This is a genomic window from Comamonas sp., assembly GCF_036643215.1.
Classification (GTDB): domain Bacteria; phylum Pseudomonadota; class Gammaproteobacteria; order Burkholderiales; family Burkholderiaceae_C; genus Comamonas.
On record NZ_JAVXSJ010000002.1, the window covers coordinates 1 to 24,408 of the forward strand.

Sequence of the window (24,408 nt, forward strand, 5' to 3'; positions counted from 1 at the left end):
TCTTACAGAGAAAAACCCCGTAATCGAAAGATTACGGGGTTTTTTATTTGCGGAATGCAAAAGCGCTGAAGAACAGGTCATCAAAAAGCAGAGCTGCTTGTGCTGGCTGTGATTGGGCCTCAGAGCCAAACAACCTGCAAACCCATAAAAAGAGAGCGCATAGCGCTCTCTTTTTATTTGTAGAGTGAAAATTTCAGATATCAAGGCCCTGGCCTTGTTTGAAGACCTTGAGCTCGCCTGAGCGGATGGGGGTCCAGGTTTCGTTGTGGGTTAGCGGTGTCGTGACGATGATGGCCACTTTGTCTTGTGGGGTCGTCTCGCGGGAGAAGTCCACGCTAAGGTCTTCGTCGCAGAGCTGGGCCTGGGCAAATGGATGCTGCCGCTCTATGTAGCAAAGATGGGTGGTCGCGTGGGCCCAGAGTGCTTCGCCGTTGGAGAGAAGGAAGTTGAAGGTGCCGTGGGGCGCAATCTTGGCGGCCAGCTCGCGCAGGGTGTGGGTGAGTTCTTCGATGCTGGGGATGCCAGCATGAGATTTCCACAGCTCTTGCATGATCCAGCAGAAGGCCAGCTCACTGTCGGTATTGCCGATGGGGTGAAAGTGCGCGTGGAGTTTAGGAGCGAAGTTTTTGAGGTCGCCGTTATGTGCGAAGACCCAGTTGTGCCCCCAGAGCTCTCGCACGAAGGGGTGACAATTTTGAAGGCTGACCACGCCCTGAGTCGCCTTGCGGATGTGGGCAATGACGTTATTGCTTTTGATGGGGTATTCGCGGATCAGCTTGGCGATGGGGGAGTCGATCGCGCGTTCGTGATCGACAAAGTGACGCAGGCCTTTCTCTTCAAAAAAGGCGATGCCCCAGCCATCGGTATGGTCGCCGGTATTACCCGCGCGTTGGGTGAAGCCCGAAAAGCTGAAGCGCACATCGGTTGGTGTGTTGCAGTTCATTCCCAGTAGCTGGCACATGCGATGCTTTCTCAAGGGCCTGAGCCCGTTAAACCTCAATGGCTTAATTATGCGCAACTTAGCTGGGGGTAGGACTGCTCGTGGCTTGTGGTGAACGCAGTTGCATCGATGCCACCAGTGCAATCAGGCAAAGCAGGGTGAGCATGGCAAAGCACTCGTGAAAAGCCGCTAGTTGTGCCGCCTGAGGGCTGAGGCTGCTATCAGCCGCATGGACCGCTATACGCCACTGCAGCATGATGCCGGATAGGCCGACGCCGGCGGCTCCGCCCAGCATGCGGATGAAGCTGATGGTGCTGGAGCCTTGGGCGAGCAAAGAGCGATCCAGCGGGCGCATAGCCCCCAGATTCAGGCTCGGCAGGATGAAGCCCAGACCGACGCGGCCAATGATGATGACGACGGCCAGCCACCACAGCGGAGTCGTGGTGCCAATCCAGATATTGAGAGCGAAGGACAGGGCCAGCAGTGCAACGCCTGTCCCGACCAGCCAGTGCACCGGGTGCTTGTCTGCCATACGGCCGACGAGGGGGAAGGTAAAGGCCAGTACCAGCCCGGCGGGCACCAGCAGATTGCCGGCGTAGCTGGCTGACAGGCCCAGTCCCATCTGGATAAACAGCGGCAGCAGATAGGTGGAGCCGTACATCGCTGCTCCGTAGACAAGAGAGACGATGCAGCCCATGACAAACGGACGGCACTCGAACAGGCGCAGATCCATCAGCGGCTTCTGGCCCTGACGCAGCAGCCGCTGTTGCCAGAGCACAAAGGCGACAAGCAGCACAGCAGACGCCAGCAGCAGCCCGGTGGCAGCCCATTTGGAGGGGCTGTGCAGCTGTGCCAGACCATTGAGCAGGCAGACCGTGCCAGCGCCGCCCAGTGTCAGGCCCAGCCAGTCCAGCGGTGCTTTCTGCGCGCCGGCCTTTGCACCGCCGGGGGATGAATGGGGGACGAGCTTGAAGCCCAGCCAGATCGATACCAGTGCAAAAGGCACAACCATGAAGAAGGTGGAGCGCCAGCCCAGCCAGTCCGTCAGCACGCCGCCAAGCGCGGGGGCGAGAGCCGGGGCCAGCACCACACCCATGCCAAACAGTCCGCCAGCGCGGCCCTGCTCATGGGGTTTGAAAGCGCTCATCATGATGACGGCCGGTATGGGCTGGATGATGCCTGCGGCAATGCCTTCAGCGACGCGAGAAGCCAGAATCAGCGGGTAGTGCTGGGCCAGACCACCCACCACGGCACCGATGGTGAGCAGTACGAGAGCGGCGACATAGGTGCGGCGGTAGCCAAAGCGGTGCAGCAGCCAAGGCGTGACCAGCATGGCGATGGTGGATGCCACCATGAAGCCAGAAGTGATCCACTGGGCCTGCGCCGGGCCGATGTGGAAATAAGCGCTGATGGCCGGAATGGCCACGTTGACGCTGGTGGAGGGGAGAACCGATGCCACCACGCCGACCAGCACGGCCAGCAAAAGCAGCCAGCGGTAGCGTTCTCCGTAACGGGCGCGAAGCTCGGCGGTGGATGCACCGCCTTGACTTGCGCCTGCGTTCATTCGCGCTCCAGCCAGAGCTTGCCGCCCGTGGCCCAGTTTTCGCGCTTGATGTCGGTGATCACGATGTCTACGTATTCGGGCGAGCCGCCCAGAACTTCAACGCTGACGCGGGTGATCTCTTCGACCAGCTTGCGCTTTTGCTCAACGGTGCGGCCTTCCATCATTTCGATGTGATAGGTGGGCATGTGCGGACTTTCTGGATGTATTTTTAAAGAACAATCATAAATGGGCGGCTGTAAGACGGCGCAAAAAAAGCAGCCCTAGGGCTGCTTGTCACGCGATGTGCGGCTCTCAGCTCTGCTCTGACCAGAGCTTGCCGGCCGTGGCCCAGTTGTGGCGCGGCACGTCGGTGATGACGATGTCCACGGACTCGGGCGAGCTGCCCAGGACTTCGGTGGTCACGCGGGTGATGGCTTCGGCCAGCTTGCGCTTTTCATCAACGCTGCGGCCTTCAAACAGTTCAATGCGATAGGTGGGCATCAAGGTCTCCTGGGTGGTGGGTGCCTGACCTGCGCAAAGATGGGTCGCAGAGTCAGTCGGTCGTGAAATCGGCGTTGACGGGCTGGGCGCAGACCGGGCAGATACAGGCCTTGCCGCGCGCCTCAGGCGGCAGCTGGGCCAGCGCGTCTTTGGACACCGGGGTCTGCATGCACCAGCAGCTTTCTGGCGGCAGGCCAGCGGTAATGGCGCATTGGTTGGCCTGGCCACATAGCGGGCAGAGGCTGGGATCGAGAGGCGTATTGCTTGGCATGCCGTCAGTGTAGAAGCCGTGTCGCATCAACCCCACCGCGTCCAATAAAAATGCACTCGATGTACGGACATGGAGTGCAATTTTGATAGCTGCTTGCGCTTGTTAAACAAGGATTTCAGGCAGTAATTGCCTCGAAACCCTTAAATATTAAGCGCTAGCCACTCTGAAATCAGGAGTGGCTAGGCCGAGGCATTTAAGCGCCAGCCTTGACCTTCAGACGCCAGGCGTGCAGCAGAGGTTCGGTGTAGCCCGAAGGCTGTTCCTTGCCCTTGAAGACCAGGTCCAGAGCGGCCTGGAAGGCTGCGCCGTTCGGGTTGGCCACCAGGCTCTTGTAAGCGGCGTCGCCAGCGTTTTGCTCATCGACCACCTTGGCCATACGAGCGTAGCTGTCGCGCACCATGGCTTCGTTCACGATGCCGTGCTGCAGCCAGTTGGCGATGTGCTGGCTGGAGATACGCAGCGTAGCGCGGTCTTCCATCAGGCCCACGTTGTGGATGTCAGGCACTTTGGAGACGCCCACGCCCTGGTCGATCCAGCGCACCACATAGCCCAGGATGCCCTGAACGTTGTTGTCCACTTCTTGCTGCTTTTCAGCGTCGGTCCAGTTGGGGTTGGTGGACACGGGCACTTGCAGAATGGCGTTGATCAGCTCGTTTTGGGTCGCGTCGCTGTTGGTCTTTTCCAACTCTTGCTGCACTTCGGCCACGTTGACTTGGTGGTAGTGCAGAGCGTGCAGTGTGGCGCCGGTGGGCGAGGGCACCCAGGCGGTGTTGGCGCCAGCCTTGGGGTGGGCGATCTTTTGCTCCAGCATGGCCTTCATCAGGTCAGGCATGGCCCACATGCCCTTGCCGATCTGAGCGCGGCCGCGCAGGCCCATGCCCAGGCCGACCAGCACATTGCTCTTTTCATAGGCAGGCAGCCAGGCGCAGGTCTTCATATCGGCCTTGCGCACCATGGGGCCGGCGTACATGGCGGTGTGCATTTCGTCGCCCGTGCGGTCCAGGAAGCCGGTGTTGATGAAGGCCACGCGTGCGGGGGCTGCGGCGATAGCGGCCTTCAGGTTCACCGAAGTGCGGCGCTCTTCGTCCATGATGCCCAGCTTGACCGTGTTCTCGGGCAGACCCAGAACTTGCTCAACGCGGCTGAACAGTTCGTTGGCGAAAGCGGCTTCGGCAGGGCCGTGCATCTTGGGCTTGACGATGTAGACGCTGCCGGTGCGGCTGTTGCGGATACCGTTGACGCCGTGGCCCTTCAGGTCATGAATGGCGATGGCGGTGGTCACCAGCGCGTCCATGATGCCTTCGGGGATTTCCTTGGCTTCTGCGCCCCACAGAATGGCGGGGTTGGTCATCAGGTGACCGACGTTGCGCACAAACATCAGCGAACGGCCGTGCAGCTTCACAGCCTTGCCGTCAGCGCCGGTGTATTCGCGGTCGGCGTTCAGACCGCGGGTCATTTGCTGGCCGCCCTTGACGAAGGTCTCGGTCAGCGTGCCCTTCAGGATGCCCAGCCAGTTGGCGTAGCCATTGAGCTTGTCTTCGGCGTCCACGGCGGCCACGGAGTCTTCCAGGTCCAGAATGGTGGACAGGGCAGCTTCCACCACCAGGTCAGACACGCCAGCCGCGTCGGTGCTGCCGATGGGGGTTGTCTTGTTGATGATGACGTCGATGTGGATGCCGTTGTTCTTCAGCAGCACGGATGTGGGAGCTGCAGCATCGCCCTGGAAGCCGATGAACTTGGCTTCTTCCTTCAGGCCGATCTTGCTGCCGTCCTTCAGGGATACGACCAGCTTGCCGCCTTCGACGGCGTAGCCGGTGGAATCCTTGTGCGAGCCAGCGGCCAGAGGCACAGCCTGATCCAGGAAGTCACGGGCAAATGCGATTACCTTGGCGCCGCGGGCGGGGTTGTAGCCCTTGCCCTTTTCGGCGCCGCCTTCTTCGCTGATGGCGTCGGTGCCATACAGTGCGTCATACAGGCTGCCCCAACGTGCGTTGGCGGCGTTCAGTGCATAGCGGGCGTTCACGATAGGAACGACCAGCTGAGGGCCGGCCTGGACAGCCAGCTCGGAGTCGACGTTCTCGGTCGTAGCCTTGGCATCCGCAGGGGCGGCGACCAGATAGCCGATCTGCGTCAGGAACTGACGGTAGGCAGGCATATCGGTGATGGGGCCGGGGTTGGCCTTGTGCCAGGTGTCCAGCTCGGCTTGCAGGCGATCGCGCTCAGCCAGCAGGGCGGCATTCTTGGGGGCCAGGTCGGCCACGATGGCATCGAAGCCCTTCCAGTAGGCGTCCTGGTCCACGCCCGTGCCGGGCAGGACTTGGCTGTTCACAAAGTTGTACAGCTCGGTGGCGACTTGCAGGCCGTGGACTTGGGTGCGATCAGTCATGTGGAACCTCGATTGATGTCTCAGATATTCAGGAGTCGGTGCCCATGAAGGGCAGCATGTAGGAGGACTTTATTTGAATTCTTTCAGTACATAAAGAGCCTAAATAGTTCGGAACTCATGATGTTTTTATATGGAGTCTGCCGGATTTATGCGTTTTACCCACCAAAACCATGATGCTGATCAGTTCTGATCCTCCCTGACTGGGACGCATTGGCAGAGTGCGACTCCGGTGTTGCAGATTGGCGGAGCGCTGGATGTGGGCTGACTCCTGAAAGAGTAGCTGCATGCGCTCTCTTGTATTAGGTTTTGGCCTGATTTGATTGATATTTTTGAAGATGCCCCAACAGAATTCAAGTGAGCGCGTACTTTCGTAACATGGGTTCTTGTCTGTCATAAATTGACAATCAAAATCAGAAATGATTTGTTAAACTTGCAACCATCTGATCATTCTCTGATCTCTATCAGTCAATTTTTTACCAAGGAGCCCCCGATGGCGAATCTGAACGAAAGCCTGCAAGATCTGATGACCCTGGAAGGCGCTCAGTGCGGGGCCGTGGTGGACTACAACAGCGGCATGCTGCTGGGCAGCATCGGCAGCGGTGTGGATCTGGAATTGGCGGCTGCCGGTAACACCGAAGTGGTGCGCGCCAAGATGAAGACCATGAAGTCTCTGGGTCTGAACGATAGCATCGAAGACATTCTGATTACGCTGGGCCGCCAGTACCACATCCTGCGTCCTGCAGAAAAGATCAACGGCCTCTTCATCTATTACGTGCTGGACAGCAGCCGTGCCAACCTGGCTCTGGCTCGTCGCAAGATTGCGGACGTTGAGTCCAAGATGGAAATGTAAGCTTCGCGCTTGGCTGAAACCAATGAGCCAACAAAAAACGGACCCTCGGGGTCCGTTTTTGTTTTTGGGGGCTAACTCAAGCCGCAATCAGTGGGGCGCGGAACTGGTAGCCCACTTTTTGCTGCGACTGCAGCGGCACGGCCACAGGCGTTGCGCGTTCAATGCGGCGGCGCAGGCGGTAGATGGTGGCGTGCAGGCTGTTGTCTGAATCGACGGCACTGGTGTGGCCGAGCAGACTGCGAATGTGGTCGCGGCTGACGGTTTCGCCCTGGGCCTGCAAAAAACACTCCATCAGCATCCGGTCTGTGGCGCTCAGTTCTACGGTCTGACCATCGGGCGCAGTCAGTACGCTGCGTCGGCTGTCCAGCTTCCAGGCCGTTGCCGTCTTGGCCGTGGTCATGATGCGGCGATGCACGGCGCGTACGGCCAGCTCCACCTGCTCAAAGGTCACAGGCTTGGTCAAATACATGTCGGCACCGGCGTTGATGACTTCGGCAAATACTTCGGGCCCCAGTCGCCCTGAGACGATGAGCACCCCAGCCTGTGTACGTTTGCGGATGATGCGGATCAGCTCGGTGCCGTCCACCCCCGGCAGCATCAGGTCGAGCACATAAAAGTCAAAGCGGTAAGGGGCGACATCGGCCAGCAGGTCGCTGCTGTCGCTGTAGGCGGTGACAGCTATGCCCTGGCTGCGCAGGTGCTGGGCCAGAAATTCACAGTATTCGGTGTCGTCGTCAACCAGAGCAAGGGTGGCAGGCAGCATGGCGGCGGTTCTTATTCAGCAAGACCTTGGGGGATGACCAGACGCATGACCGTGCCATGCGGGCTGAGAGGCAGTGCCTCTACTGTACCTTGGTGTAACTGGAGTACGGAGCGCACGATGAACAGGCCCAGTCCTGCGCCCGGACGGTTGTGGCTGTGATTGCTGCGCGAGCCTTTGTCGAACAGGCGGGGCAGCAGCTCTGCCGGAATGCCGGGGCCTTGGTCAATCACTTCCAGAATCAGGGCCAGTGGCTCGTCAGATTCTGAAATGCGCAGCGCCACCTGTGTTTCTGCCGGGGCGTAGGCCAGTGCGTTGTGCAGCAGATTGCGAATGGTCAGTCGCATCAGCGCCGGGTGCAGCTGTACGGTACGCGGCTGGGTTTGCCACTGCACATCAATGCGCGGGCGCAGGTCGGCCGCAATATCGTGCAGCACCAGCTTGATGAGGGTGGGGAGATCGGTTTCACTCGACGCGCCGGCCTTGCCGCCCACGGCCAGAATGGTGCCAGCGGCCAGCGTGTTGTCCAGCGTACCAATCACTTGCTGCATCACATGTTCGGCGCGCAGCAAGGCCTTGGTGGCGGGGGTGGCGTCAGGCAGGTGCAGGTCGTCAATGGCCTTGAGCGTGGCCTGCATGGCAGCCGATGCATTGTTCAGCGGCTGGCGAATCTCGTGGGACAGCAGTTGCAGCATTTCGTTGTGCTCGGTCAGCATGGCGGTGCGCCAGTCCAGCAGGGTGCGCAGCTTGTCCAGCTCGCCATCGTCATCGCGGCGGCTGCGCAACTGCTCCTGCAAGGTCTGCAACTGCTCGTGCTGGCGCGTGATGACGGCGCCGCGCGCATATTCGCGGCCCACGTCGTTCAGCGTCATCAGCACCTCGTGCCGGCCTTGCGCATCTGCCGCGCCGGGGGTGAGCTGTATGCGCCGGTGGCGCTGGGCGCCAAAGTCGTCGTGCCGGGTGTCGTCGTATTCCTGTCGCTGGCCTTTGCCTGCGGCGGTAAAGCGCTGGCTGTGGGTTTGCCAGGCGGCAGCACTCAGCAAAAGCTGCAGAGGCTGGCCGGTGGCGCTGCTAGGCGGTACATCAAACCACTGGCACCACGCGGGCGTGGCCATGAGCAGATGACCTTCTGCAGTCCAGAGCGCATAGCCTTGGCCGGATTGACCCAGCAATTCGACGAGCTGGTCAAAAGGCGCGCGGGGCGTGGCAGACAGGGGTGAAGGATTCATGACTTCGGGTAGTGCAGATCGTGTAAATGTGTTTTACAACTCATCGATTTAAAGGCGCTGGTGGCCTGCAAGCTCATGGCGCAGGCGAATAAGCGATATTCCCTACCTAGGGAAAACGGCAAATTTTGCTATAAAGGTATATAAAGACTAAAGATTCCTTTGCAATTTGTGACTTATAGTTAGGCTATATCGAAATAAGTCACGCAGGCGACAGGCATGTAGCACTGATTGCGCACTAGTTAAAGTGATAGCAGCTAGCGCTCTTGCTTAAAGGACTTTCGATAAAAACATTTGAATAATCAAGGCTGCTTGTGCGGTGGGTGCTCTTTTATTAATAGTGCGCCCGGCTGACACAGGAGACAACACGGATAAGACAGGAGCAGCGGTCATGGACAAACTCAAAGCATTTGAGTCTTTTGTATCAGTAGCGACCCGAGGCAGCTTGACAGCTGCCGCCAAGGCCGAAGGCGTAGCGCCCGCCATCATGGGACGCCGACTGGATGCTCTGGAAGAGCATCTGGGCGTCAAGCTCATGGTGCGCACCACGCGCCGTATCTCGCTCACCCACGAAGGCAGCGCGTTTCTGGAAGATTGCCAGCGCCTGCTCTCCGATGTGTGCAATGCCGAGGCCAGCGTTTCCGCCGGCGGCGTCAAGGCCACGGGCCATCTGCGCATTACCGCCCCTGCCGGCTTTGGCCGTCGCCACGTTGCACCGCTGGTGCCGCGTTTCCGCGATCTGCACCCCGATGTCACCATTTCGCTGAATCTGAGCGACCGTGTGGTTGATCTGGCCGGTGAAGGTTTTGACTGCGCTGTGCGCGTGGGTGACTTGCCCGACTCGGCTCTGGTCAGCGTGCGCATTGCGGACAACCGCCGCCTGTGTGTGGCCACGCCCGCCTATCTGGATCGCCGCGGCACGCCCAAGCACCCCAGCGAGCTGACCCAGCATGACTGCCTGACGCTGTCGTCCGACGCATCGCAGACGCGCGGCTGGGCCTTCCGCATTCCTCACCCTGAAAGCGGCAGCAGCGAAGTGGTGCACTTCAAACCGGGCGGCCCGCTGGACTGCTCCGACGGTCAGGTACTGCACGATTGGTGCCTTGGCGGCTGGGGCATTGCCTGGCGCAGCACCTGGGAGGTGGAGGCTGAAATTGCCGCAGGCCGCCTCGTGCCCGTGCTGGAAGATTTCGCCGCACCGCCCAACGGCATCTTCGTGGTCTTCCCCCAGCGCAAGCACATGCCTTTGCGCGTGCGCATGTGGATTGACTACCTCAAGCATCACTACAACCAGCCTGAATTTTTCCGTAACGGCTTGCTGGCATGATGCAAAGGTAAGGAGGGCGGAGCATGAATTCGTCGCCCCTGCGGAATGTTTCGGCAGGGTTTGATGAGCATTCCTCCGCTGAGCCATGACCTTTGAAGCCGTTCTCGCCAGCGTCCACCTGCTGGCCATTTTGACGCTGGTGGTGTTTCTCTCCAGTCAGGCCGCCCTGTGCCGGGTGGAGTGGATGAACGCCGCCGTAGTGCAGCGCCTTGCCAGGCTGGACATGATTTACGGCATTGCCGCCATCGTGCTGCTGCTGACCGGTGTTGCGCGTCTGGTCTGGGGCGTCAAGGGCATGGGCGGCTATGTGGCATCGCCGCTGTTTCATATCAAGATGACTCTGTTCGTCATCGCCGTGCTGCTCTCGCTCAAGCCCACCTTTACCTTCCGCCGCTGGAAGAAGGCGCTGGACGCCACCGGCCAGCTGCCAGCCTCTGAAGAAGTCAAGCAAACCCGCAAGTGGGTGATGTGGCAAAGCCATCTGGTGCCGGTGATCGCCATCGTCGCCGTCTTCTGGGCGCGCGGCATGTAATTTTGTGGGGGCTGCAACGACTTGTTGCGTCCCTGCAATCCAGCTTGGCTGCGCAGATCAAGGCAGCCACGTAAAATCACCGGATGCTTTCCGTCAAACAAGAATTGCTCGCGGCCCTGGCTGCTGAGCTCGAAACACTCTCGCCCGGCGCTGGCGCACGCGCTGCGTTTGAAAACCCCAAAGTGGCAGCCCATGGCGATTTCGCTTGTACGGCAGCCATGCAGCTGGCCAAGCCCCTGAAGGCGAACCCTCGCGCGCTGGGCGAGCAGCTCAAAGCTGCGCTGGAAGCCACACCCGCTTTCCAGAAGTGGGTGGATGCGATCGAGATCGCCGGCCCCGGCTTTCTGAACATTCGCTTGAAGCCCGCTGCCAAGCAGGAAATCATCCGCGAAGTGCTGGCGCAGGCCGAAAAGTTCGGCTACCAGGCTGATCGCGGCGAAAACATCCTCGTCGAGTTTGTCTCCGCCAACCCCACTGGCCCTCTGCATGTGGGTCATGGCCGTCAGGCTGCGATTGGCGACGCCATCAGCAATCTGTACTCCACTCAGGGCTGGAAGGTACACCGCGAGTTCTATTACAACGACGCGGGCGTGCAGATCGACACCCTGACCAAGTCCACGCAACTGCGCGCCAAGGGCTTCAAGCCCGGTGACGAGTGCTGGCCTACCGACAGCGACAACCCGCTGGCCAAGAATTTCTATAACGGCGACTACATTGCCGACATCGCCAAGGCTTTCCTGAACAAGGAAACCATCAAGGCCGATGACCGCGAGTTCACCGCCAATGGCGATGTTGAGGATTACGACAACATCCGCCAGTTCGCCGTGGCCTATCTGCGCAACGAGCAGGACAAGGACTTGCAGGCTTTCAACCTCAAGTTCGACGAGTACTACCTGGAATCGAGCCTGTACGAAAACGGCCATGTCGAAGAAACCGTCAAGCGCCTGATCGCCAACGGCAAGACCTACGAGCAAGACGGCGCGCTGTGGCTCAAGTCCACCGACTACGGTGACGACAAAGACCGCGTGATGCGCAAGACCGACGGCGGCTACACCTACTTCGTGCCCGATGTGGCCTATCACATCCAGAAGTTCAAGCGCGGCTTCACCAAGGTGGTGAACATTCAGGGCACCGACCACCACGGCACCATTGCCCGCGTGCGCGCTGGCCTGCAGGCAGCCGATGTGGGAATTCCCGCCGGCTACCCCGACTACGTCCTGCACACCATGATTCGCGTGGTGAAAGATGGCGAAGAGGTCAAGATCAGCAAGCGTGCTGGTTCTTACGTGACTCTGCGCGACCTGATCGAGTGGACCAGCAAGGACGCCGTGCGCTTCTTCCTGCTGAGCCGCAAGCCTGATACCGAGTACACCTTTGACGTTGACTTGGCCGTGGCCCAGAACAACGAGAACCCGGTGTACTACGTGCAGTACGCCCATGCCCGCATTCAGTCCGTGCTGCGCGCATGGCAAGAAGCGGGTGGCGCTGGCGTTCCGTCGCTCAAGGATGTGGATCTGTCCGCACTGGAAGGCCCACAGGCTCAGGCCCTGATGCTGCTGCTGGCCAAGTACCCAGAGATGCTCACCGCCGCTGCCGAAGGCAATGCTCCGCACGATGTGACTTTCTACCTGCGTGATCTGGCTTCCAGCTATCACAGCTACTACGACGCTGAGCGCATTCTGGTGGACGACGAAAAGGTCAAGCTCGCCCGCCTGGCCCTGGTCGCCGCCACCGCTCAGGTGTTGCACAATGGTCTGGCCGTGCTGGGTGTGAGCGCACCCGAGCGCATGTAATCAAAGCAGAAAGCGTTAAGCGACTGATATGAAGAACCAGCAACGCGGTGGAACCATCCTGGGGCTTATCTTTGGCATGGTCATTGGCCTGGCTGCGGCTCTGGCCGTGGCCATCTATGTGACCAAGGTGCCTGTGCCGTTCCTCAACAAGGGCGGCAACAACAACCAGCGCGATGCCGTCGAGGCCGAGCGCAATAAGAACTGGGACCCCAACGCCCCGCTGCAAAGCCGCCAGCCTGCACCGCCCCCCGTGGCCGTACCTGTGCAGCCACCCAGCGAAGTGACGGTAACGCCCCCCACGCCAGCGGCCCAGCCCACAGCGACGGGTGGTGTGACTACGCCTGAAGTGCCGGTAACACCGCCAAAGCCCGTGGCTGAAAAGGAAAAGCCCAGCAAGCCCGCCACTGGCGACCCGCTGGGTGATCTGGTCAAGGAGCGCTCTGCTGCTTCTGAAAAAGCTGAAAAAGCACGTGCTGACAAGGAAAAAGCGGCTGCGCAGGCACCAAGCTCCTCTGATTCTGCCTTCAACTACTTTGTGCAGGCCGGTGCTTTCCGCGGTCAGAGCGAAGCCGAAGCGCAGCGCGCCAAGCTGGCCATGCTGGGCTGGGAGTCGCGTATCAGCGAGCGTGAGCAAAACGGTATTACCGTCTTCCGCGTGCGCGTGGGTCCATTTAGCAAGCGTGATGACGCCGAGCAGCTCAAAGGAAAGCTCGATGGAGCTGGTGTGGATTCCACGCTGGTGAGATCGGGGAAGTAATCCTCCCCCTTGAGCTGCTGCGCCGCTTCCCCCGAAGGGGGACCGCATTATCGCTGTGGGGCTGCCCTGGCTTAATGCTTCTGGCCTGCCCCGTTGTTAGTTTTAGAGTTGGCTGAACTTTTTGGAGCTTGTTAGCTCTGATATTGCAGACCTGATACAGGAGTTTGTTTAGATGAAACGTCGCGAATTCTCTCTGGCTGCTTCGGCAGCTGCTGCCGGTACCCTGACTTTGGGTACTTCCTCCAGCTGGGCGCAAGCTGTAGCCCCCAAGGAAGGCAAGGACTACATCAAGCTCGCCAAGCCTGCCAGCGTGGGCGCACCTGCCGGCAAGGTCGAAGTGATCGAGTTCTTCTGGTACAGCTGCCCGCACTGCAATGTGTTCGAGCCCCAGTTTGAAGCCTGGGCCAAGAGCCAGCCTGCCGATGTGGTGGTGCGCCGCGTGCCCGTGGCTTTCAATGCCTCCTTCCTGCCCCAGCAAAAGCTGTACTTCACACTGGAAGGCATGAACCTGCTGCCCCAGCTGCACGCCAAGGTGTTCCGTGCCATTCACGTGGAGCGCAACGGCCTGAAGAACGACGAAGCCATCTTTGAATGGATCGGCAAGCAAGGCGTTGATGTGGCCAAGTTCAAGGAGGTCTACAACTCCTTTACCGTGGCCAATCAGTCGCGCAAGGCTGCCCAGCTGCAAAACGAGTACGACGTGGAAGGCGTGCCTGCCATGGGCGTGGCCGGCCGCTACTACACAGACGGCACCAAGGCAGGCAATATGGACAACGTGCTGCGCGTCGTCAATGCGCTGATTGCCTCCAGCCGCAAGGCATAAGGTCGGTGGCTAACGTCATCAAGCCCTGATGCTCAGCAAGCCCGCCGCCGTGCGGGCTTTTTTATGGGTGTTTTTTACGCAAGTTCTAAAAAGGGAATGACTACAATGGATGCAAGAAACGTGCCTTCCATGAAAAAATCACTCCTACCTCTTGCGCTGGCCTGCGCCCTGGCAGCAGCGACCGGCATTGCGCATGCCGAAAAAGCCGACAGCGCCAAGCCCATGAATATTGAGGCGGATGCGCTGCGCCACGACGAGCTGCAGCAGACCAGCGTCTTCACCGGTAATGTGGTGATGACCAAGGGCACTATCGTGCTGCGTGGCGTACAGCTGGATGTGCGCCAGGATGCCGAGGGCTACCAGTACGGAGTGATCAAGGCGGAGCCGGGCAAGCGCGCCTTCTTCCGCCAGAAGCGCGACAGTGTGCCGGGTCAGCCTGAAGAATTTATTGAAGGCGAAGGCGAAGTCATCGAGTACGACGGCAAGGCCGATATCGTCAAATTCATTCGCCGTGGCGAGATGCGCCGCTACCGTGGCGGCCAGCTCAGTGACCAGGTCACCGGCTCCATCATCGTTTACAACAACATCACGGACGTCTACACGGTCGATGGCGAGAAGACCAGCGGCGGACTGCCCAGCTCTTCCATTGGTCAGGGCGGTCGTGTGCGCGCCATCATGGCACCCAAGGAAGGTACGCCGGGCGCTCAGCCCAAGCCTGCGACACCCGCAACGCAATTGCGCCAGAGCATGACTCTGGGTGGCGAGAAGGCGGGCGAGAAGAAATGATTGAGCCGACCTTCTCCAGCAGCAGCCGCACCGGCGAGTCTGAAAGTCGCCTTGAAGCCAAGCATCTGGCCAAGTCCTATGGCAGCCGCAAGGTGGTCAAGGACGTGTCTCTGACCGTGCAAAAAGGCGAGGTGGTCGGTCTGCTCGGCCCCAATGGCGCGGGTAAGACCACATCGTTTTACATGATCGTGGGTCTGGTGCGCAGCGATGGTGGCGAGATCTTTATTGATGGTCAGCCTGTCGGAGGCATGCCTATTCACCAGCGCTCGCGCCTGGGTCTGTCCTATCTGCCGCAGGAAGCGTCCATCTTCCGCAAGCTCAGTGTGGAAGACAATGTGCGCGCTGTGCTGGAGCTGCAAAAAGACGAGCAGGGCAAGGCGCTGACGCGCGACGAGATTGAAAAACGTCTGACCGGCTTGCTGCAGGAATTGCGCGTTGAGCACCTGCGCCAGTCGCCCGCGCTGGCGCTGTCCGGCGGTGAACGTCGCCGCGTGGAAATCGCGCGTGCACTGGCGACCCAGCCACGCTTCATTTTGCTGGATGAACCCTTTGCCGGTATCGATCCTATTGCCGTGATCGAGATTCAGCGCATCATCGGCTTCCTCAAGGAGCGCGGCATTGGTGTGCTGATTACCGACCACAATGTGCGCGAGACACTGGGCATTTGCGACCATGCTTTCATCATCAGCGATGGGCATGTGCTGGCCGAAGGCACCCCCGAGGAGATTGTGGAGAACGCCGATGTGCGCCGCGTCTACCTGGGCGAACATTTCCGCATGTGATGAGAGCAGGCTTTCGCTCTCTCACATTCCCCCCGGCGCTGGCGTTGTCCAGTGCTGCGGGCCAGCGCATTGAAGCCGCACGGCGGCGAAGTCTGAGTGGCGCGAGCATTTGCTGCAGCCGCCGGCTGGAGGCATTTAGCTGATGAAGCCAGGTCTCTCGCTACGCGTTTCGCAGCATCTCTCGCTTACGCCGCAGTTGCAGCAGTCCATTCAGCTGCTGCAATTGTCCACGCTGGAGCTGGCGCAGGAAGTCGAGCAGATGCTGGTCGACAACCCATTTCTGGAACGCGCTGGCGATGAGGCCGATGCAGGAAGCGATGCTCCTGCAGAGATAGCGCCTGCCGCTCATGAATACAGCACTTCAGACCCTATTTCATCTGAAAAAGATGCAGGACAGGCGCAAATAGCTACTGACTCTGTAGCAGAGACCACCAGCGCCGAAACCCCGGAAACACTGAACTGGGAGGCCGACGGCATTGACGGCCAGGATGGCGAGTGGGGCGGTGAATCCAGCAGCGAGTGGGATTCCCCCTCGGGCAGCGGCTCCACCCGCAACCGTGATGGTGATGGCGAAACCGATGCCATTGACCTGGCCCGCGAGCACGAAAGCCTGACTGCATTTCTGCACCGGCAAGCGCTCAGCCTGCGTCTGGGTGCCGAAGACTGCGCTGCGCTGCGCTTTTTGATCGAGTCGCTCAACGACGACGGCTACCTTGAAGACCCGCTGCAGGAGCTGGCCCAGAGTCTGGCCGGCGACGATCTGGAAGAGCGCGAAGAGCTGGAGCAGCGCTTTGCCATTGCGCTGAAGCTGCTGCAAAGTCTGGAGCCTGTGGGCGTGGGCGCGCGTGACCTGTCCGAATGCCTGCAACTGCAGCTACGTGACTTGATTCACACCGCTGAGGACGAAGGCACGACCGAGGCGCACATGAACCGCTTGAAGCTGGCGCAGGCCATTTGCAAGCAGCCCATGGACTTGCTGGCGCGGCGTGACCTGCGCAAGCTCACCAGCCTGTGCGGCGCACGCGAGGAGCCGCTGCGCGAAGCCATGAGCCTGATTGCCGGGCTGGAGCCGCGCCCCGGTCGCCGCTTTGTGGATGTGGAGCGTAATATCATCGTGCCCGATGTCATCGTGCGCCCGGTGCGCGTCAGCTCAGGGCGGGTCGATTTTTCCGTGCAGCTCAATGCCGATGTGATGCCGCGCCTGCGCGTGCATGACATTTACGCAGGCGTGCTGCGCCGCCACAAAAGCAGCGAAGGCCATGCAGCGCTGCAGCAGCAATTGCAGGAGGCGCGCTGGTTCATCAAGAACATTCAGCAGCGCTTTGACACCATCTTGCGGGTGTCGCAAGCGATTGTGGAGCGGCAGAAAAACTTCTTTGTGCATGGCGAGCTGGCCATGCGCCCGCTGGTGCTGCGCGATATTGCCGATCAGCTGGGCCTGCACGAATCCACCATCAGCCGCGTGACCACGGCCAAGTACATGGCTACGCCGCAGGGCACGTTTGAGCTCAAATACTTCTTTGGCTCGGGTCTGGGAACGGAGACCGGCGGCAGCGCCTCCAGCACGGCGGTGCGGGCGCTGATCAAGCAGTTTGTGGATGCCGAGAGTCCTAAAAAGCCGCTATCCGATGCCAAGCTGGCCGACATGCTCAAGGAGCAGGGCATTGAATGCGCGCGCCGCACGGTGGCCAAGTACCGCGAGCAGCTCAAGATACCGACGACAACGCTGCGCAAGGCGTTGTAGCCATCGCTGGGAATAAAAAAGCCGCTGATGCATTGCTCAGCGGCTTTTTTATTGGGGCAGGGAACCTCGCAAGGCGCAAAGCGCCTCAGGGGGTTAGTTGGGTATCAACCACCAGATGAAGAGCGCCAGCACGCCAATCATCAATCCAAATTTGAGGATCTTGTAGAAGGTCGGGTTCCAGCTGCGGAAGGCGCGGCGGTACTTGCCGGCGTAGAAGGAGATCTTGAACAGCTTGCTGATCATGCCGCGCGGGTCGCCCTCGTTATTGGGTGAGCTGGCAGCGGCCACCACGTTCTTGCCCAGCCAGTGATTGAGCCACTGGGCAAAGCCATTGGTCATGGGGCGTTCCACATCGCAGAACAGCACGATGCGGTTGCCTTCCGAGCGGTTCTCGGCCCAATGCATATAGGTCTCGTCGAAGATCACGCCTTCGCCCTCGCGCCAGCTGTAAGGCGTGCCGTCGACCTCGATCATGCAGCGGTCATCATTGGGCGCCAGCACGGCCAGGTGGTAGCGCAGCGAGCCCGCATAAGGGTCGCGGTGCAGGTTGAGCTTGGCGCCGGGCGGCAGCTCGGCAAACATGGCGGCCTTGATGCTGGGAATGGATTTGACCAGGGCGGTGGTCTTGGGGCACAGCTCCATGGCGGACGGGTGGGCATCGCCATACCACTTCAGGTAAAAGCGCTTCCAGCCGGTCTTGAAGAAGGAGTTAAAGCCTGCGTCGTCGTTATTGGCGGCAGCCTTGATCTGCATGTTTTTCTGCAGATTGACGGCTTCCTCGCGGATCTCGCGCCAGTTGGCCTGTAACTGGGCCAGCTCGGGGAAGGTACTGGTGGGCAGATAAGGCGTGCGCGGCACTTTGCTGAACATCAGCATGAAGACGTTGAAGGGCGCTGTGAACGTGGAGTGATCAAACAATTGCTTCACCACCTTGTGGCGCACCTTGCCACGCAGGTGCATGTACAAGGCGCAGCCGACGAACATCAGCACCAGGGCCAGAACGATAATTTTTGCCATAAGGGTCAATTTTACCGGGGGTGCCCCGGTGGCGACCATGGGGGCAGGTCAAACAGAACCGGGGTAGGGGAATATCAATAACAATAGCTGCTATCGCTTGATCAATAAGCGCTAGCGCCTTGTTTTGCATGAAATTCAAGGCAAAGCCAGCACCGCGCAGTTGCAGAGGTCGTCGCTTTCAAAGGCGGTTTTATCGCCCGCTTTCAGTCCCGGCACGGGGAACAGGCGCACAGTCAGCGGCTTGTTCAGGCGAAAGGCCATGGTGCCCGTGTCGCGCATGACTGCGGCGATCTGCTCATTGCTGCTGTCGCCGAGGACCGGCACGGTGTCGAGGCCAATGCCGCAGACGCTGCTGTAGGTCAGCAGGGCGCGAATATCGAATTCTTGATTCAGGCTGGCCTGGGCCAAGCCTTGGTCTTCGGTCACGGCCAGCATCAGGCCGCTGAAGCCGATTGGCGTCACGCCCTGGACGGACTTGAACACGCGCGTCAGCAGGGCCGAGGCTTCCACCGTGCCGCTGGCGCCGAAATAGGGCACGCCAAGCAGTCGGTAGACATCGACCATGGAGGCGCAGGACTTGGAGGGCGCGGCCGAGGTGTCCATGCCTGCAATGCGCCAGCCGTCGGCCAGTGTCACGCCATCGGCGCAGCGCTGGATTGCGGTGGCATGTGTGGTCAGCGACTGGCTCAGGCGCTCGAAGGCCAGCTTGAACCACGCGGCGTGATCCAGCTGCTGGCGCTGGGCTTGCAGCGCCTGGAGGTCGGCCACCATGAGATCTGGTGTTTCCAGCCCCAGCACCAGCGCCCCATGGTGCTGGCCGCGGTGGTAGCTGGCCGGAAAGTAGGGAATGCCGGGCGCGCAGTTGAAGTTGACCGTGAAGTTGAAATTGCCCTCGCCGCGTGGCGTGGTGCGGGCAATTTCCTGAATAGCCTGCACGCTGTGGGCCAGCAGCTCGGTCTGCAAAAAGCCGTGCTCGTCCAGGTCGATATTCACGCAGGCATTGCAAAGGTCGCCATAGGCGGCGATCAGCTGGGGCAGCAGCGCAACCTCTTGTGCGTTGCGCGCCTCGCCAATGGCAAAGCGAATGCGGCGCGCGCCGGTGTTGATAGCGCTCAGCAACTGGGTGATGTGCTGCAAATCGGCCAGCGCCGAATCAATCCCCGAGACATTGATGAACTCGCCAAACGGGTTGCTCACAATGCGAATCGACTGCACCCGGTAGCCCTGGGCCTCGATAGCATCGGCGACTGCATCGCACTGCTGCTTGGCCAGTGTCAGACTTGCCTGCCACTGCGCACGCTCGGTGGGCATGTTGACGAAGGCGGTGACGGTACGCACGCGCACCAGAGGGTTGAAGCTGATATTCATAGCAGTATCCGCAGTCTGTAAAAGGGCTGTCGGCCATTTTGCATGCAGACGCCAGGGCTACAGCAGGCGCGTGCCCAGCGGCACCTCCTTGTCGGGCACGCACAGTGCCACGGCTCCTGAGGCATCGTGAAAACCGGTCACAAGACATTCGCTCATCAACGGGCCAATCTGCTTCTTGGGAAAGTTCACCACCGCGACCACCAGTCTGCCAATCAAGTCCTCGGGCCGGTAATGCTCGGTGATCTGCGCGCTGGACTTGCGCTGGCCCAGCTCGGGGCCCAAATCCAGCAGCAGTTTGTAGGCGGGCTTGCGCGCTTCGGTAAAGGCCTCGGCCTGCAGCACGCGGCCCACACGCAGCTCCACCTTCATGAAGTCGTTCCAGCTGATTTCTTCCATTTTTGAGTCTCCTTGTGCCGTCATGATGACGGCGCCGCAGCGCGTATCTATAGCGCAACGCTTGCCGTGCGCTGGCACCGGAAAAGGCCTAGCGCGTATGCTTATGCCCTGTAACGCGCATATCGAGTGTCAGGCACCTGACACCGCAGCTGGCGCGCATTGATTTTTATGAACCAACTGCATTTGTTTTTGCCCTGCGCCGCCGGCGTCGAGGGTTTTCTGGCCGACGAGGTCCACGCCATCACCGGTGCCACCGGGCAAGATTTGCTCGTGGGCCGGGGCGGCGTCATGCTGCGCGGCATGTGGCGTGATGCCATGCTGCTCAATCTGCACAGCCGCCTTGCGCAGCGCGTGCTGGTCGAGCTGTCGCACACCATGTACCGCAGCGAGAACGATCTGTACCGCGCTGCCAGCGAGGTGGCGTGGGAGATCTGGTTCTCGCCCAAGGAGACCTTCAAGATCGAAGTCACCGCCCAGCACAGCCCGCTGACCAGCCTGAACTTTGCTGCGCTCAAGGTCAAGGATGCGATTGCCGATCGCTTCCGCGAAAAGCGCCACGGCGTGCGCCCCAGCGTGGAAACACACCACCCCGATGTGCGCGTGCACCTGCACCTGACGACTGACGGCGCCACCATCTACATCGACACCTCGGGCGAAGCGCTGTTCAAGCGCGGCTGGCGCGAGGACAAGGGCGATGCGCCGCTGAAGGAAACCCTGGCCGCCGCCATGATTGCTGCCAGTGGCTGGAACCCCCACGGCGATAACCCCCAGCCGCTGTACGACCCCTGCTGCGGCAGCGGCACCGTGCTGATTGAGGCGGCGCAAATTGCGCGCAAGATTCCGGCCGGCATTCTGCGCCGCTTTGCGTTTGAAAAGCTGGTGCCCTTCCAGCGCCATGTGTGGGAAGTGATTCAGGACGAGGCCGAGGCCGCCATCCTGCCCGAGTCGCCCGTGGGCATTTATGGCTCGGACATTTCCTTCCGTATGGTCGACTTTGCCCAGCGCAATGCCGAACGTGCAGGCGTGGCCGAAACCATCAATCTGCGCGGTGGCGATGCGCTGCAGCGTATGCCGCCTACCGACCAGCCCGGCATGATGATTCTGAACCCGCCCTATGGCGAACGTATTGCCGCTGCCGGTAGCTCGGGCCGCAATGCCGCAGAGCGTATGGGTCAGGTCGAACGCGTGGGTCGCGAAACTGCGCAGACCGAAGACGGCGGCGAATTCTTCAGCCAGCTGGCCAGCCACTGGAAGAAGAACTACAGCGGCTGGAGCGCCTTCATGCTCACGCCCGACCTGAAGCTGCCCAGCCAGATGCGTCTCAAAGAATCGCGCCGCACGCCCATGTGGAACGGCCCGATTGAGTGCCGCTTGTTCCGCTTCGACATGATCAAGGGCTCGACCAAGCCCCGCAAGAATGCCGATGGCGCTGCAGACGGCAATGCGCAAGCAGGCGAAGCGTAATGAAAATCGCCCCCCTGCGCTGGCCGGCCTGTAACGCCGGCTACGAAGGCCCGTTGCCGCGCCCCATGATTCTGGACACCAATGTGGTGCTGGACATGCTGATCTTTGACGACCCGCATATCCCATCGATTCGTGAACTGGTCGCCAAGGGCGAGGTCCGCTGGATTGCCGACCAAGCCCAGCGCATCGAGCTGGGTCGCGTGCTGCATTACAGCCAGATCGCCCCGCGCGTGAGCTTCTACGGCAAGACGCCCGAAGGCGTGATGGCGGCGTTTGATGAAGCTGTCGAATATGTGGCCGAGGCCCCAAAGATTCGCTTTACCTGCACCGACCCGGACGACCAGCATTTCCTCGACCTGGCCAGCCTGCACAAAGCGGTTCTGGTCAGCAAAGACCGCGCCGTGCTCAAGCAGCGCAAGCGCGTGGCGACGCACTATGGCGCGACGGTGGGGAATATCGTTTTATTGGAAGAGGTCGTGACTGAAGTGATTGCAGAGGCGACCGCCGAGGCTTGATATACCTTCATTAAAAATAGCTGCCAGCGCTTGATAAATAAGCGCTGGCAGCTATTTTTTTTGAGAGTGATTATTTCTGCTTGGGCAACCACGGCACGCCGTTGATGTGGCTGCCGCCATCGACAAACAGCGTATTGCCGGTCACATAGCAGCAGTCATCGCTGGCCAGGAAGAGCGCTGCGCCGCCAATGTCGCGCTCGGGCTCGCCCATATAGCCCATGGGGTTCATGCGCAGCATATCGGCCGCATTTTCTGGCTGGGCGGTGGCGAACTTTTGGTAGGCCTCGGTGGCTGCGCCAGGGCAGATGGCGTTGCAGCAGATGCCATGGGCCGCCCATTCCCGCGCGGCGGAGCGCGTAAGAGTGCGCAGGGCTTCTTTAGCCATGTTGTAGTCCACCGAATAGGGGTGAGCGTTGACGCCGTTGAGCGAGCACATATTGATGACCCGCCCCCAGCCGCGCTGCTTCATGCCGGGAAAGACGGCTTGCATGGCCCACAGCGCAGACTGTGCGCCAATGCGCCAGGCCCAGTCGGCATCCAGATCGCTGAGCGTCTCGACCTGCGCAAAGCCGGGCTTGGCACCGGGGCGACGGCCCCATGCGTTGTTGACCAGAATGTCCACTCGGCCAAAGTGCGCCAGCGCAGCATCGACCATGGTTTGCACGGCCGCATGTTCGCTGACATCTGCCGCCGAGTAGCCGACTTGCACGCCAAACTCTTCGCTGATTTCGTGCGCCGCTGCGGCGCAGGTTTCGGCATTGATATCGGCCAGCCACAGGCTGGCGCCTTCGGCGGCAAAGCGGCGGGCCACGCCTTTGCCAATGCCGGCTCCTGCGCCAGTAATCAGGGCGACGCGGTCTTGCAGTCGATTCATTTGTCAGCTCTCCTTGTTGCTTGTCAGGATCACTGTGCGTGAGCCTCAGCGTGTCGGCATCGTTGAGTTGGACGAAGTATTTGCCAGCGCCTGTGGCGCCTGAACCACCCAAGGCTAGACCGGTTTTGCCGCAGCCGGTTAGCATTCGCTCAGCAGGGACGACCTTGCCTGGCTGTGTTGCACATGGCTTTTTCTTGCCGGGACGACCTGGCCATTCATCTCCAAAGAGGTTTGCTATGGCTTGGGTTTATCTGCTGATCGCTGGCGTTCTTGAAGTGCTCTGGGCCTTCACCATGAAGCAGTCCAACGGTTTCACTCACTTCAAATACAGCGCCATCACCATCGTGGCCATGATTGCCAGCTTTGGCCTGCTGTCGATTGCCATGCGCACGTTGCCGCTGGGCACGGCCTATGTGATCTGGACGGGCATTGGTGCTGTAGGTGCATTTGTGGTGGGCATTACTGTGCTGGGCGAGCAGGTCAGCGCCATGCGCGTGGGCGCAGCCGTGCTGATCGTCAGCGGGCTGGTGCTGATGAAGCTCTCCAGCGGCGAATAACAGGTCTGCCCGCGCAACCGTTCGGGCAAGGCGACAATAGAGGCATGAACTCCTCCACGCCTTCCACGACTGCACCGGCCCCGCGCAAGGCCGTGCCCGCTACCCCCAAGCTGACCACTCTGGACAAAACCCGCGTCGATGACACGCGCATCAAGATCGTGCGCCCGCTGCTCACGCCTGCGCTGCTGGAAGAGTGGCTGCCTATTACCGAGCAAGCCTACGCGCTGGTGGAGTCCAGCCGCGCAGCCATCTCGCGCGTGCTGCATGGGCAGGATGACCGTCTGGTAGTGGTGGTCGGCCCATGCTCGATTCACGATCACGATCAGGCCATGGATTACGCTCGCCAGCTCAAGGTGCAGGCCGATGCGCTCAAGGACGATCTGCTCATCGTCATGCGCGTGTACTTTGAAAAGCCGCGCACCACCGTGGGCTGGAAGGGCTACATCAACGACCCCTACCGCGATGGCAGCTTTGCCGTGAACGAAGGGCTGGAGCTGGCACGCCGCCTGCTGCTGGATATTCTGGAGCTGGGCCTGCCTGCGGGGACTGAGTTTCTGGACTTGCTGTCGCCCCAATTCATCAGCGACCTCGTCAGCTGGGGCGCGATTGGTGCGCGCACGACGGAGAGCCAGAGCCACCGCCAGCTGGCCAGCGGCCTGAGCTGCCCCGTGGGCTTCAAGAACGGCACCGATGGTGGCCTGAAAGTGGCCAGCGACGCCATCTTGGCCGCACAGTCCAGCCATGCCTTCATGGGCATGACCAAGATGGGCCAGAGCGCCATCTTCGAGACACGCGGCAACCAGGACTGTCACGTCATTCTGCGCGGTGGCAAGGCCCCTAATTACGATGCGGCCCATGTGCAGGCTGCCAGCGAGATTCTGGAAAAATCAGGCCTGCGCCCGCAGGTGATGATTGACTTCTCGCACGCTAACAGCAGCAAACAGCACCGTCGCCAGATCGACGTCGGTGCCGATGTGGCCCAGCAGGTCGCGGCTGGTGATTCACGCATTACCGGCGTGATGATTGAAAGCCATATTCACGAAGGCCGTCAGGACATCGTGGAAGGCGAAGAGCTGGCCTACGGCGTGTCTCTGACCGATGCCTGCATCAGCATGGAGCAGACGATTCCGGTGCTGGAGCAGCTGGCGCAGGCCGTGCGTGCGCGTCGTATCAAGACTGCTTGAGCGATTCGGGTC

The 24,408-nt window shown here is 60.5% G+C and carries 25 protein-coding genes; 13 read left to right on the forward strand and 12 right to left on the reverse strand.

Going from position 1 to position 24,408, the window contains the following annotated elements:
* Window positions 1-193: 193 nt before the first annotated feature.
* From RSF91_RS01830 to RSF91_RS01855, 6 genes are all read right to left on the reverse strand, one after another.
* Window positions 194-961 (reverse strand): class II glutamine amidotransferase, encoded by a 768-nt coding sequence (locus tag RSF91_RS01830; protein WP_198462377.1) that lies wholly within the window; start codon window positions 959-961, stop codon window positions 194-196.
* A 58-nt stretch (window positions 962-1,019) separates the two neighbouring features.
* Entirely contained in the window at window positions 1,020-2,504 is a 1,485-nt protein-coding gene (locus RSF91_RS01835) for a DHA2 family efflux MFS transporter permease subunit (RefSeq protein WP_332566817.1), read from the reverse strand.
* Window positions 2,501-2,689: a 4-oxalocrotonate tautomerase gene (locus RSF91_RS01840; RefSeq protein ID WP_099735366.1), complete on the reverse strand. Its 189-nt coding sequence runs from the start codon at window positions 2,687-2,689 to the stop codon at window positions 2,501-2,503. Before RSF91_RS01840 ends, RSF91_RS01835 begins: the two co-directional genes overlap by 4 nt.
* Window positions 2,690-2,795: 106 nt before the next feature.
* Window positions 2,796-2,984 carry a 4-oxalocrotonate tautomerase gene (locus RSF91_RS01845; protein ID WP_332566818.1) on the reverse strand — a complete coding sequence of 63 codons (189 nt, stop codon included), beginning with the start codon at window positions 2,982-2,984 and terminating at the stop codon, window positions 2,796-2,798.
* A 52-nt stretch (window positions 2,985-3,036) separates the two neighbouring features.
* Window positions 3,037-3,255, reverse strand: coding sequence for a cysteine-rich CWC family protein (locus tag RSF91_RS01850; RefSeq protein ID WP_332566819.1), 219 nt, complete (start codon window positions 3,253-3,255; stop codon window positions 3,037-3,039).
* Between the two features lie 193 nt (window positions 3,256-3,448).
* A complete protein-coding gene (locus RSF91_RS01855) occupies window positions 3,449-5,641 on the reverse strand; it encodes a malate synthase G (RefSeq protein ID WP_332566820.1) in 2,193 nt (730 codons plus the stop codon).
* Window positions 5,642-6,131: 490 nt separating this feature from the next.
* Between RSF91_RS01855 and RSF91_RS01860 the strand changes: the two genes are divergently transcribed.
* The gene (locus tag RSF91_RS01860; RefSeq protein WP_332566821.1) at window positions 6,132-6,491 is read left to right on the forward strand and encodes a hypothetical protein; all 360 of its coding nucleotides are present in this window, start codon (window positions 6,132-6,134) and stop codon (window positions 6,489-6,491) included.
* Window positions 6,492-6,567: 76 nt separating this feature from the next.
* On the opposite strand, the gene RSF91_RS01865 is transcribed toward RSF91_RS01860, so the two are convergent.
* Both RSF91_RS01865 and RSF91_RS01870 read right to left on the reverse strand, forming a co-directional pair.
* The gene (locus tag RSF91_RS01865) at window positions 6,568-7,254 is read right to left on the reverse strand and encodes a response regulator transcription factor (protein ID WP_332566822.1); all 687 of its coding nucleotides are present in this window, start codon (window positions 7,252-7,254) and stop codon (window positions 6,568-6,570) included.
* An 11-nt stretch (window positions 7,255-7,265) separates the two neighbouring features.
* A complete protein-coding gene (locus tag RSF91_RS01870) occupies window positions 7,266-8,480 on the reverse strand; it encodes a sensor histidine kinase (RefSeq protein ID WP_332566823.1) in 1,215 nt (404 codons plus the stop codon).
* Window positions 8,481-8,868: 388 nt separating this feature from the next.
* Between RSF91_RS01870 and RSF91_RS01875 the strand changes: the two genes are divergently transcribed.
* From RSF91_RS01875 to RSF91_RS01910, 8 genes are all read left to right on the forward strand, one after another.
* Window positions 8,869-9,804 carry a LysR family transcriptional regulator gene (locus RSF91_RS01875; protein ID WP_099735376.1) on the forward strand — a complete coding sequence of 312 codons (936 nt, stop codon included), beginning with the start codon at window positions 8,869-8,871 and terminating at the stop codon, window positions 9,802-9,804.
* 85 nt (window positions 9,805-9,889) lie between these two features.
* A complete protein-coding gene (locus RSF91_RS01880) occupies window positions 9,890-10,336 on the forward strand; it encodes a DUF2214 family protein (protein WP_332566824.1) in 447 nt (148 codons plus the stop codon).
* Window positions 10,337-10,419: 83 nt separating this feature from the next.
* Window positions 10,420-12,129 carry an arginine--tRNA ligase gene (gene argS / locus RSF91_RS01885; RefSeq protein ID WP_332566825.1) on the forward strand — a complete coding sequence of 570 codons (1,710 nt, stop codon included), beginning with the start codon at window positions 10,420-10,422 and terminating at the stop codon, window positions 12,127-12,129.
* 28 nt (window positions 12,130-12,157) lie between these two features.
* A complete protein-coding gene (locus tag RSF91_RS01890) occupies window positions 12,158-12,886 on the forward strand; it encodes an SPOR domain-containing protein (RefSeq protein WP_332566826.1) in 729 nt (242 codons plus the stop codon).
* A gap of 172 nt (window positions 12,887-13,058) precedes the next feature.
* Complete coding sequence (locus RSF91_RS01895; RefSeq protein ID WP_332566827.1) at window positions 13,059-13,709, forward strand: thiol:disulfide interchange protein DsbA/DsbL; 651 nt, start codon at window positions 13,059-13,061, stop codon at window positions 13,707-13,709.
* Window positions 13,710-13,838: 129 nt separating this feature from the next.
* Complete coding sequence (lptA, locus tag RSF91_RS01900; RefSeq protein WP_332566828.1) at window positions 13,839-14,495, forward strand: lipopolysaccharide transport periplasmic protein LptA; 657 nt, start codon at window positions 13,839-13,841, stop codon at window positions 14,493-14,495.
* A complete protein-coding gene (gene lptB, locus RSF91_RS01905) occupies window positions 14,492-15,277 on the forward strand; it encodes an LPS export ABC transporter ATP-binding protein (RefSeq protein WP_332566829.1) in 786 nt (261 codons plus the stop codon). Before lptA ends, lptB begins: the two co-directional genes overlap by 4 nt.
* 142 nt (window positions 15,278-15,419) lie before the next feature.
* Window positions 15,420-17,021 (forward strand): RNA polymerase factor sigma-54, encoded by a 1,602-nt coding sequence (locus tag RSF91_RS01910; RefSeq protein WP_332566830.1) that lies wholly within the window; start codon window positions 15,420-15,422, stop codon window positions 17,019-17,021.
* A 93-nt stretch (window positions 17,022-17,114) separates the two neighbouring features.
* On the opposite strand, the gene RSF91_RS01915 is transcribed toward RSF91_RS01910, so the two are convergent.
* The 3 genes from RSF91_RS01915 to RSF91_RS01925 form a co-directional block, all read right to left on the reverse strand.
* A complete protein-coding gene (locus tag RSF91_RS01915; RefSeq protein ID WP_332566831.1) occupies window positions 17,115-18,038 on the reverse strand; it encodes an aspartyl/asparaginyl beta-hydroxylase domain-containing protein in 924 nt (307 codons plus the stop codon).
* A gap of 135 nt (window positions 18,039-18,173) precedes the next feature.
* A complete protein-coding gene (locus tag RSF91_RS01920) occupies window positions 18,174-19,406 on the reverse strand; it encodes a DUF711 family protein (protein WP_332566832.1) in 1,233 nt (410 codons plus the stop codon).
* Between the two features lie 57 nt (window positions 19,407-19,463).
* The gene (locus RSF91_RS01925; RefSeq protein WP_332566833.1) at window positions 19,464-19,802 is read right to left on the reverse strand and encodes a tRNA-binding protein; all 339 of its coding nucleotides are present in this window, start codon (window positions 19,800-19,802) and stop codon (window positions 19,464-19,466) included.
* Window positions 19,803-19,970: 168 nt separating this feature from the next.
* Here RSF91_RS01925 and RSF91_RS01930 point away from each other — a divergent pair, with 168 nt between their 5' ends.
* Window positions 19,971-21,266: a THUMP domain-containing class I SAM-dependent RNA methyltransferase gene (locus RSF91_RS01930; RefSeq protein ID WP_332566834.1), complete on the forward strand. Its 1,296-nt coding sequence runs from the start codon at window positions 19,971-19,973 to the stop codon at window positions 21,264-21,266.
* Window positions 21,266-21,781, forward strand: coding sequence for a putative toxin-antitoxin system toxin component, PIN family (locus RSF91_RS01935; protein ID WP_332566835.1), 516 nt, complete (start codon window positions 21,266-21,268; stop codon window positions 21,779-21,781). Before RSF91_RS01930 ends, RSF91_RS01935 begins: the two co-directional genes overlap by 1 nt.
* Window positions 21,782-21,851: 70 nt before the next feature.
* On the opposite strand, the gene RSF91_RS01940 is transcribed toward RSF91_RS01935, so the two are convergent.
* The gene (locus RSF91_RS01940; protein WP_332566836.1) at window positions 21,852-22,655 is read right to left on the reverse strand and encodes an SDR family NAD(P)-dependent oxidoreductase; all 804 of its coding nucleotides are present in this window, start codon (window positions 22,653-22,655) and stop codon (window positions 21,852-21,854) included.
* Between the two features lie 236 nt (window positions 22,656-22,891).
* On the opposite strand from RSF91_RS01940, the gene RSF91_RS01945 reads away from it, so the two are divergent.
* Entirely contained in the window at window positions 22,892-23,212 is a 321-nt protein-coding gene (locus RSF91_RS01945) for a DMT family transporter (RefSeq protein ID WP_099735390.1), read from the forward strand.
* A gap of 44 nt (window positions 23,213-23,256) precedes the next feature.
* Window positions 23,257-24,396 carry a 3-deoxy-7-phosphoheptulonate synthase gene (locus tag RSF91_RS01950; RefSeq protein WP_332566837.1) on the forward strand — a complete coding sequence of 380 codons (1,140 nt, stop codon included), beginning with the start codon at window positions 23,257-23,259 and terminating at the stop codon, window positions 24,394-24,396.
* The last annotated feature ends 12 nt before the right edge of the window (window positions 24,397-24,408 follow it).

Coding starts and splice junctions, on each gene's coding strand:
- RSF91_RS01830 (WP_198462377.1), bottom strand. CDS start 961: ATGTGCCAGCTACTGGGAATGAACTGCAACACACCAACCGATGTGCGC.
- RSF91_RS01835 (WP_332566817.1), bottom strand. CDS start 2,504: ATGAACGCAGGCGCAAGTCAAGGCGGTGCATCCACCGCCGAGCTTCGC.
- RSF91_RS01840 (WP_099735366.1), bottom strand. CDS start 2,689: ATGCCCACCTATCACATCGAAATGATGGAAGGCCGCACCGTTGAGCAA.
- RSF91_RS01845 (WP_332566818.1), bottom strand. CDS start 2,984: ATGCCCACCTATCGCATTGAACTGTTTGAAGGCCGCAGCGTTGATGAA.
- RSF91_RS01850 (WP_332566819.1), bottom strand. CDS start 3,255: ATGCCAAGCAATACGCCTCTCGATCCCAGCCTCTGCCCGCTATGTGGC.
- RSF91_RS01855 (WP_332566820.1), bottom strand. CDS start 5,641: ATGACTGATCGCACCCAAGTCCACGGCCTGCAAGTCGCCACCGAGCTG.
- RSF91_RS01860 (WP_332566821.1), top strand. CDS start 6,132: ATGGCGAATCTGAACGAAAGCCTGCAAGATCTGATGACCCTGGAAGGC.
- RSF91_RS01865 (WP_332566822.1), bottom strand. CDS start 7,254: ATGCTGCCTGCCACCCTTGCTCTGGTTGACGACGACACCGAATACTGT.
- RSF91_RS01870 (WP_332566823.1), bottom strand. CDS start 8,480: ATGAATCCTTCACCCCTGTCTGCCACGCCCCGCGCGCCTTTTGACCAG.
- RSF91_RS01875 (WP_099735376.1), top strand. CDS start 8,869: ATGGACAAACTCAAAGCATTTGAGTCTTTTGTATCAGTAGCGACCCGA.
- RSF91_RS01880 (WP_332566824.1), top strand. CDS start 9,890: ATGACCTTTGAAGCCGTTCTCGCCAGCGTCCACCTGCTGGCCATTTTG.
- argS (WP_332566825.1), top strand. CDS start 10,420: ATGCTTTCCGTCAAACAAGAATTGCTCGCGGCCCTGGCTGCTGAGCTC.
- RSF91_RS01890 (WP_332566826.1), top strand. CDS start 12,158: ATGAAGAACCAGCAACGCGGTGGAACCATCCTGGGGCTTATCTTTGGC.
- RSF91_RS01895 (WP_332566827.1), top strand. CDS start 13,059: ATGAAACGTCGCGAATTCTCTCTGGCTGCTTCGGCAGCTGCTGCCGGT.
- lptA (WP_332566828.1), top strand. CDS start 13,839: ATGAAAAAATCACTCCTACCTCTTGCGCTGGCCTGCGCCCTGGCAGCA.
- lptB (WP_332566829.1), top strand. CDS start 14,492: ATGATTGAGCCGACCTTCTCCAGCAGCAGCCGCACCGGCGAGTCTGAA.
- RSF91_RS01910 (WP_332566830.1), top strand. CDS start 15,420: ATGAAGCCAGGTCTCTCGCTACGCGTTTCGCAGCATCTCTCGCTTACG.
- RSF91_RS01915 (WP_332566831.1), bottom strand. CDS start 18,038: ATGGCAAAAATTATCGTTCTGGCCCTGGTGCTGATGTTCGTCGGCTGC.
- RSF91_RS01920 (WP_332566832.1), bottom strand. CDS start 19,406: ATGAATATCAGCTTCAACCCTCTGGTGCGCGTGCGTACCGTCACCGCC.
- RSF91_RS01925 (WP_332566833.1), bottom strand. CDS start 19,802: ATGGAAGAAATCAGCTGGAACGACTTCATGAAGGTGGAGCTGCGTGTG.
- RSF91_RS01930 (WP_332566834.1), top strand. CDS start 19,971: ATGAACCAACTGCATTTGTTTTTGCCCTGCGCCGCCGGCGTCGAGGGT.
- RSF91_RS01935 (WP_332566835.1), top strand. CDS start 21,266: ATGAAAATCGCCCCCCTGCGCTGGCCGGCCTGTAACGCCGGCTACGAA.
- RSF91_RS01940 (WP_332566836.1), bottom strand. CDS start 22,655: ATGAATCGACTGCAAGACCGCGTCGCCCTGATTACTGGCGCAGGAGCC.
- RSF91_RS01945 (WP_099735390.1), top strand. CDS start 22,892: ATGGCTTGGGTTTATCTGCTGATCGCTGGCGTTCTTGAAGTGCTCTGG.
- RSF91_RS01950 (WP_332566837.1), top strand. CDS start 23,257: ATGAACTCCTCCACGCCTTCCACGACTGCACCGGCCCCGCGCAAGGCC.